Below are 6,950 nucleotides of genomic sequence, written 5' to 3'. Positions count from 1 at the left end.
AAGTGATGACAACCGATTTAGGGTGGTTATTGCAGCGGGGCTCACCTCTTCCCATTTCGAACAGAGAAGTTAAGCCCGCTTGCGCAGATGGTACTGCTAACCAGTGGGAGAGTATGACACCGCCCTTTTTTTAAGAATCCTCAACAGAAATGTTGGGGATTTTTTTTTGGCTTAAATCTTAGATTAAGATAAAAAACATACGTGTGTTTTATAAAGTGTATGGCTATTTATCATTTTTAACTAGGTCTAAGAGGATTTCGTTTATAAGGTCATACTCATAACCTTTCCTATGTAAAAAACCTTGTAATTTTAGTTTTTTCTTTTCTACGGATGTTTCATTAATGCTAGACCATCTTGCATATGCAATATCGTGTAGAGTTTTAAGATACATTTGATCATCTATTTCTCTAAGTGCTTTTTTAATTAAGTAATTAGATATATTTCTGAATTTTAGCTCGGAAACAATTCGATTTTTCCCCCATCCATTTATTCTGTGTTTACCTCTAGCAAAACTTAGAGCAAATCTTTCTTCATTAAGAAAATTATTCTCAATTAAATGGACAATAATTTGGTCATGTTGGTCAAATGGTACTTTCAGTGAGAACAGTTTATTGATTACTTCTTGATGACTTCTTTCTTGATAAGCACAAAAGTATTCGAGTTTTTTTATGGCTTGATTGATAGTTAAGTATTGTATAGATTTATTTTGATAGTAGTCCATATTGGATAGGTAATTTAATAATAGAAAAATTTAAGCCCAGTTCTAACTAAGAATGGCTGTAAGATTTTAGAGTTGAAAAAATATGTAGTAAATTTAAGGTAAATAATTAATATTAGTTTACTATGAATACAAATGAAAACTTTTTACTTGAGTTTGATAATGAGATACAAAGTACTAGAAAGTTGTTAGAGTGCGTTCCAACTGACAAATGGGGGTGGAAGCCTCATCACAAATCGATGTCTTTGGGAGAGTTAGCAAAACATGTTGTAGAGCTTACTCTATGGACAAAAAATATCGCAGAAGACGAAAATTTTGATCTTCATAAGGATTATAAAGCCTTAGATATTAATACAACTGAGGATTTGCTTAAAGTTTTAGATAATTATCAGCAAGAGATAAAAGAGCTTTATAGCACAAAAAAGAATATTCAATGGGATGATACGTGGGAATTGAAAGCTGGCGAACATTCAATAATGAATCTTCCAAAACATCTAGCAAATCGATTTATTGTCAATAATCATATATATCATCATAGAGGACAATTAAGCGTATATTTAAGATTATTAGATATACCTATTCCAGGTATGTACGGACCTTCAGCGGATCAAATATAAATAAATAACCCTCTTTAATTTTGCAATTAAAGAGGGTTTCTTTGTGCCCGGAGTGGGAATCGAACCCACACTCCAAGGAACACGAGTTTGAGTCGTGCGCGTCTACCAATTCCGCCATCCGGGCTAGTGACTGTTTCTTTGTGAGTACAAATGTAGGTAAAAAAATTTAGTTACAAAGAAAAAAGTAAAAAAAATCGTTTACTCAATTATATTTTATAAATTTGCAAACGCTTAGAAAAAATGCTAAGCCTTAACTAGCAACATAACAACTAATTATACAAATGTCAAATTTCGAACCAGAAGCAAAGATTTTTGCATGTTCTCAAAGCGTCGAGCTAGCAGAGAAGATTGCCAAAGCATACGGGATGGAATTAGGAAAAGTAACCTTATCGCATTATAGCGACGGTGAGTTTCAACCTTCATTCGAAGAATCTATTAGAGGACGTAGAGTTTTCTTAGTGTGTTCAACGTTCCCATCATCAGATAATCTGATGGAATTGTTATTAATGTGTGATGCAGCTAAGCGTGCATCAGCAAGACATATTACTGCTGTTATACCCTACTTCGGATGGGCAAGACAGGATAGAAAAGACAAACCAAGGGTACCAATTGGAGCGAAATTAGTAGCAAAGCTATTAGAAAGTGCTGGAGCTACAAGAATAATGACAATGGATTTACATGCGGATCAAATCCAAGGATTTTTTGAAAAGCCAGTTGATCATCTTTATGCATCGACTATTTTCTTACCGTACGTAAAGAGTTTAAATATTGATAACTTAACTATTGCGTCTCCGGATATGGGGGGAAGTAAGAGAGCTTACGCTTATTCAAAATTTCTTGGTTCGGATGTTGTTATTTGCTACAAGCAACGTAAGCAAGCTAACGTAATCGATACAATGGAATTGATTGGAGATGTAAGGGGTCGAAATGTTATCTTAGTGGATGACATGATTGATACAGGTGGGACATTGGCTAAGGCAGCTGATATGATGATTGAAAAGGGAGCTTTAAGTGTTCGAGCTATTTGTACGCATGCCATTTTATCTGGTAGTGCTTATGAAAAAATTGAAGACTCTGCTATTAAGGAATTAATAGTAACGGATTCAATACCACTAAAAAAACCTTGTGAGAAAATAAAAGTGCTAAGTTGTGCACCTCTTTTCGCCGAGGTAATGCATAATGTTAACTCTAATGAGTCTATTAGTAAGACATTTGTAATGTAAGAAATTTATTAATTTATTAAATATTTTATTGAGATGAAATCAATTACAGTAAAAGGATCAGAAAGAGAAAGCGTAGGTAAAGTAGCTACTAAAACCTTACGTAATGCTGGAATGGTACCTTGCGTGATCTACGGAGGAACTGAACCAGCTGTACATTTTACAGCAGAAGAAAAAGCGTTCAAAGGATTGGTATACACTCCTAACGTTCACACTGTTGTAATTGAATTAGAAGGAGGGAAAAAATTCAATGCAATTTTACAAGACATTCAATTCCACCCAGTTACAGACAGAATCTTACACATAGATTTTTATCAGTTACATGAGGATAAAGAAATTACTTTAGATGTACCTGTAAGAATTGAAGGAAAATCTCCTGGAGTTATGGCCGGAGGGGTTTTAAACTTAAACTCTCGTAAGTTAAAAGTTAGAGCTTTACCAGCAAACTTACCTGATTATGTTGTTGCTAATATTTCTAATTTAGAAATGGGTAATAAACTTTATGTTACAGATATCCAAACTGATAACTTTAAATTATTACACCCAGACAATACTGTAGTATGTCAAGTAAGAATCTCTCGTGCGGCTATGAAAGCAGCTCAAGAAGCAGCAAAAGCAGCGAAAGAATCTCCAAAGAAAAAATAATTTCTTATTTAAAGATATTGTTATTAGCACCTGTAGTAATACAGGTGCTTTTTTTGTAATATGACATTAGTTGTAGAACAGAATTAGATAACTTACTTTTGTATAAGAAGTGGAAATAATAAATCAATTCATGAAAAAGTTTTTAATAGTTGGTCTTGGTAACATTGGCCCAGAGTATATTCATACACGTCATAATATTGGCTTTAAGGTAGTCGATCAAATAGCAAAGGAATTTAGTGCTGATTGGCAAACAGTTAAGCTAGGATCAATGGCTGAAGTAAGAATAAAAGGTAGAACTTTATTGCTTTTAAAGCCTAATACTTATATGAATTTGAGCGGTAAGGCGATTCAATATTGGCTGGAAAAGGAACACATTCCCTTAGAAAATTTATTAGTAATTACAGATGATTTGAACTTAGAATTCGGTACTATAAGAATTAAAGCTAAAGGATCTGATGGAGGACATAACGGATTAAAGAACACGCAATTGATTCTAAATACTTCTGTATATCCTAGATTTAGATTCGGAATAAGTGACCAGTTTAAAAAAGGGCAACAAATTGATTATGTACTTGGGACTTGGGATGCACAAGAAACAGAAGCACTTGGAGAACGATTAAAAACAGCTAGTTTAGCAGTTCAAGAATTCGCATTAGCGGGTCTAACAAATGCTATGAATAACTTTAATGGAAAATAAAAAAGGAGTCCTTTGTAGGACTCCTTTTTAGTTTTATTTACTCTTTATTCTCTATTCGAATATGAAGTTCTTGTAATTGTTCTTCTCTGATAGCAGAAGGAGCATCAATCATGATATCTCTACCAGAATTGTTTTTAGGAAAGGCAATAAAATCTCTTATTGTTTCCTGTCCTCCAAGAATTGCAACTAAGCGGTCTAGTCCAAAAGCTAATCCACCATGAGGTGGAGCACCATATTTGAAAGCATCCATTAAAAACCCAAACTGGTTTTGAGCTTCTTCAGGAGTAAATCCTAAATGTTTAAACATTAATTCCTGCGTTTCTCTATCATGGATACGTATTGATCCTCCTCCAATTTCATTACCATTTAAAACTAAGTCATAGGCATTAGCTCGTACTTTTCCAGGATCTGTATCTAAAAGAGCAATATCTTCTAATTTAGGAGAGGTAAATGGATGGTGCATTGCAAAGAATCTTCCCGCTTCTTGATCCCATTCAAATAATGGAAAATCAACTACCCATAATGGTGCGAATTCATTTGGTTTTCTAAGTCCTAATCGATTTCCTAATTCCATACGAAGTGCACTTAGCTGTGTTCTTGTTTTTTGAGCATCACCAGAGAGTATAAGAATTAAATCTCCAGGTTTAGCACCAGTTAGATTAGCCCATTGTTGAAGATCTTGTTGATCGTAAAATTTATCAACTGAAGATTTCAAACTACCATCTAATTCATATTTACAGTACACCATTCCTTGGGCTCCAACTTGAGGTCTTTTTACCCAATTAATTAATGCATCAATTTCTTTTCTTGTGAATGAAGCTGCATTTGGTACAGCAATACCAACTACTAATTCTGCATTATTAAAAACGCTAAAATCTTTATGTTGTGCAATTTGGTTTAGTTCGGCAAATTCCATTCCAAAACGAATATCTGGCTTGTCATTCCCATATTTACGCATTGCTTGTTCATAAGTCATACGAGGGAAATCTCCAAGTTCTAAGCCATGAATCGATTTAAGTAAATGTTTAGTCATACCTTCAAAAGTTTGAATAACATCTTCTTGCGTTACAAATGACATCTCACAGTCAATTTGTGTAAACTCAGGTTGTCGATCCGCTCGAAGATCTTCATCGCGGAAACATTTTACAATTTGAAAGTATTTATCTAAACCTCCAACCATAAGAAGTTGTTTGAAAGTTTGAGGTGACTGAGGTAAAGCATAGAATTCACCAGGATTCATACGAGAGGGAACAATAAAGTCTCTTGCACCTTCTGGAGTTGAGCTTATTAAATAAGGTGTTTCAACTTCACAGAAATCTTTAGAAGATAAATAATTACGCACTTCTTGTGCAACCTTATGCCTAAATAAAAGATTGTTTTTAACAGGATTTCTACGTATATCTAAGTATCTGTATTTCATTCTAATGTCTTCTCCTCCATCGGTTTCATCTTCGATTGTAAAAGGTGGTACACTTGATTGATTTAATACCTTTAAAGAATCAACTAAAATTTCAATGTCTCCAGTAGGTATATTTGGATTTTTAGAAGTACGTTCAATGACTTTACCCGTAACTTGGATAACAAATTCTCGTCCAAGATGTTTTGCGGCTTCGAAAACTTCTTTGTTTGTTCTATCTGCGTCAAAAATTAGCTGTGTAATTCCATAACGATCGCGAAGATCAACCCAAATCATAAAACCTTTATCGCGGTGTTTACTTACCCACCCCGATAAGGTAACTTCTGTATTTATATCGGAAGCTCTTAGCGCTCCGCAATTATGTGTTCTAAACATTGTTGTAATTTTTTACAAATTTATAAACTTATTACCAATGGTACGCACCATTGTGCAATATTATATGTGTAATAGTAAGCCTTTTATTGAACAGTAGCTATCTTTTTTTGCATATTCATAAACGTAAAGGCTAAAAATGCTCCTGATATAGCCATAGCAGCACCTACTAATTCAGGAGTATTTGTTGCAAAACCTAAAGCAATTGGAATTCCCCCTAAAAATGCACCTAAAGCATTTCCTATATTAAAGCAAGCTTGTCCTGCTGAAGCAGCCAGTAATTCTGAACCTTTTGCATTTTTTATTAGCATCATCTGTAAAGGAGAACCAATTGTAAATGAAACTAGACCTGTAACTAAGGCCATTGTATAGGCAAGCCACTGAATGTGAATTGTAAAGTAAACAATAATAAGGCAAATAGCCATTGCAGAGAAGGAAATAATTACAGCTTTTGATGGCTCAAAAGCATCTGCTATTTTTCCCCCAACAAAATTGCCTAAAAACATCCCAAGGCCAACTAAAGTCATTATCAAAGGAATATTCGCCTGTGGAATTAAAGCCATTTGAGTCATCATTGGTGCAATATAGGTCATCCAGGCAAATAAGCCACCTGTACCAATTGAAATTAGGGCTATTAAAACCCATGCAAGTTTTGTTTTAAAAAAAGCAAATTGGCTAGATGTTTTAGTATCATTACTTTTGGCAATTTGAGGAATCCAAAAGTAAATAGCAATTGTTGTAAAAATTCCCAAAGTAGCTATTAACCCATAGGAGGTTCTCCAGGAAGTTACTTGGCCGATATATGTGGTTAATGGAACACCGATTAGGTTAGCAGTTGTTAATCCTGCAAACATGATCGATACAGCTTGCGCTTGCTTTCCCTTTGCAGCCAATTGAGTTGCAACTACAGATCCTATCCCAAAAAAAGCACCATGCGGCAATCCAGACATAAATCTTGTCAATAATAAAAAATGGTAGCTAGGTGAGATTACAAATAAAGCATGACAAACACTAAAGAGTAACATAAGGGTCATTAGTACTTTTTTAGGAGCATATTTATGAGCAAACATCACAATTAAAGGTGCGCCAATTACTACACCTAAAGCATAAATAGATATAAAATTACCAGCTTGAGGAATTGAAATTTGTAAGTTATTTGCTATCTCGGGTAGTAGTCCCATCATTGAGAATTCTGTCATCCCAATAGCTAGCCCCCCAACAGAAAGGGCGAGTAAACTTTTATTCATATGAATTTAAAAAACGT

The 6,950-nt window shown here is 34.4% G+C and carries 7 protein-coding genes, 1 tRNA gene and 1 rRNA gene; 5 read left to right on the top strand and 4 right to left on the bottom strand.

Annotated features, from left to right (window positions below):
• The first annotated feature begins 18 nt into the window (after nt 1–18).
• Nucleotides 19–128: ribosomal RNA gene (gene rrf / locus ACYSNV_RS07605) — 5S ribosomal RNA — on the top strand.
• 95 nt (nt 129–223) lie between these two features.
• On the opposite strand, the gene ACYSNV_RS07600 is transcribed toward rrf, so the two are convergent.
• Nucleotides 224–721, bottom strand: a complete 498-nt coding sequence (locus ACYSNV_RS07600; protein ID WP_461761957.1) for a regulatory protein RecX — start codon at nt 719–721, stop codon at nt 224–226.
• A gap of 122 nt (nt 722–843) precedes the next feature.
• Between ACYSNV_RS07600 and ACYSNV_RS07595 the strand changes: the two genes are divergently transcribed.
• A complete protein-coding gene (locus tag ACYSNV_RS07595; RefSeq protein WP_461761956.1) occupies nt 844–1,335 on the top strand; it encodes a DinB family protein in 492 nt (163 codons plus the stop codon).
• Nucleotides 1,336–1,379: 44 nt separating this feature from the next.
• On the opposite strand, the gene ACYSNV_RS07590 is transcribed toward ACYSNV_RS07595, so the two are convergent.
• Nucleotides 1,380–1,459 (bottom strand) — tRNA-Leu (locus ACYSNV_RS07590).
• 157 nt (nt 1,460–1,616) lie between these two features.
• Here ACYSNV_RS07590 and ACYSNV_RS07585 point away from each other — a divergent pair.
• From ACYSNV_RS07585 to pth, 3 genes are all read left to right on the top strand, one after another.
• On the top strand, nt 1,617–2,558 hold the full coding sequence (locus ACYSNV_RS07585) for a ribose-phosphate pyrophosphokinase (RefSeq protein ID WP_461761955.1): 942 nt from the start codon (nt 1,617–1,619) through the stop codon (nt 2,556–2,558).
• A 33-nt stretch (nt 2,559–2,591) separates the two neighbouring features.
• Nucleotides 2,592–3,200, top strand: coding sequence for a 50S ribosomal protein L25/general stress protein Ctc (locus tag ACYSNV_RS07580; RefSeq protein ID WP_461761954.1), 609 nt, complete (start codon nt 2,592–2,594; stop codon nt 3,198–3,200).
• Between the two features lie 130 nt (nt 3,201–3,330).
• The gene (pth, locus tag ACYSNV_RS07575; RefSeq protein ID WP_461761953.1) at nt 3,331–3,897 is read left to right on the top strand and encodes an aminoacyl-tRNA hydrolase; all 567 of its coding nucleotides are present in this window, start codon (nt 3,331–3,333) and stop codon (nt 3,895–3,897) included.
• Nucleotides 3,898–3,934: 37 nt separating this feature from the next.
• Here pth and aspS read toward each other — a convergent pair whose 3' ends face one another.
• Nucleotides 3,935–5,689, bottom strand: a complete 1,755-nt coding sequence (aspS, locus tag ACYSNV_RS07570) for an aspartate--tRNA ligase (RefSeq protein ID WP_461761952.1) — start codon at nt 5,687–5,689, stop codon at nt 3,935–3,937.
• An 83-nt stretch (nt 5,690–5,772) separates the two neighbouring features.
• Nucleotides 5,773–6,933, bottom strand: coding sequence for an MFS transporter (locus ACYSNV_RS07565; RefSeq protein WP_461761951.1), 1,161 nt, complete (start codon nt 6,931–6,933; stop codon nt 5,773–5,775).
• Nucleotides 6,934–6,950: the final 17 nt, after the last annotated feature.

The sequence above is a fragment of the Myroides sp. LJL119 genome, assembly GCF_054871605.1.
The sequence above is the reverse complement of the archived record's forward strand: the minus strand, read 5'-3'. Positions and strand labels throughout refer to the sequence as shown.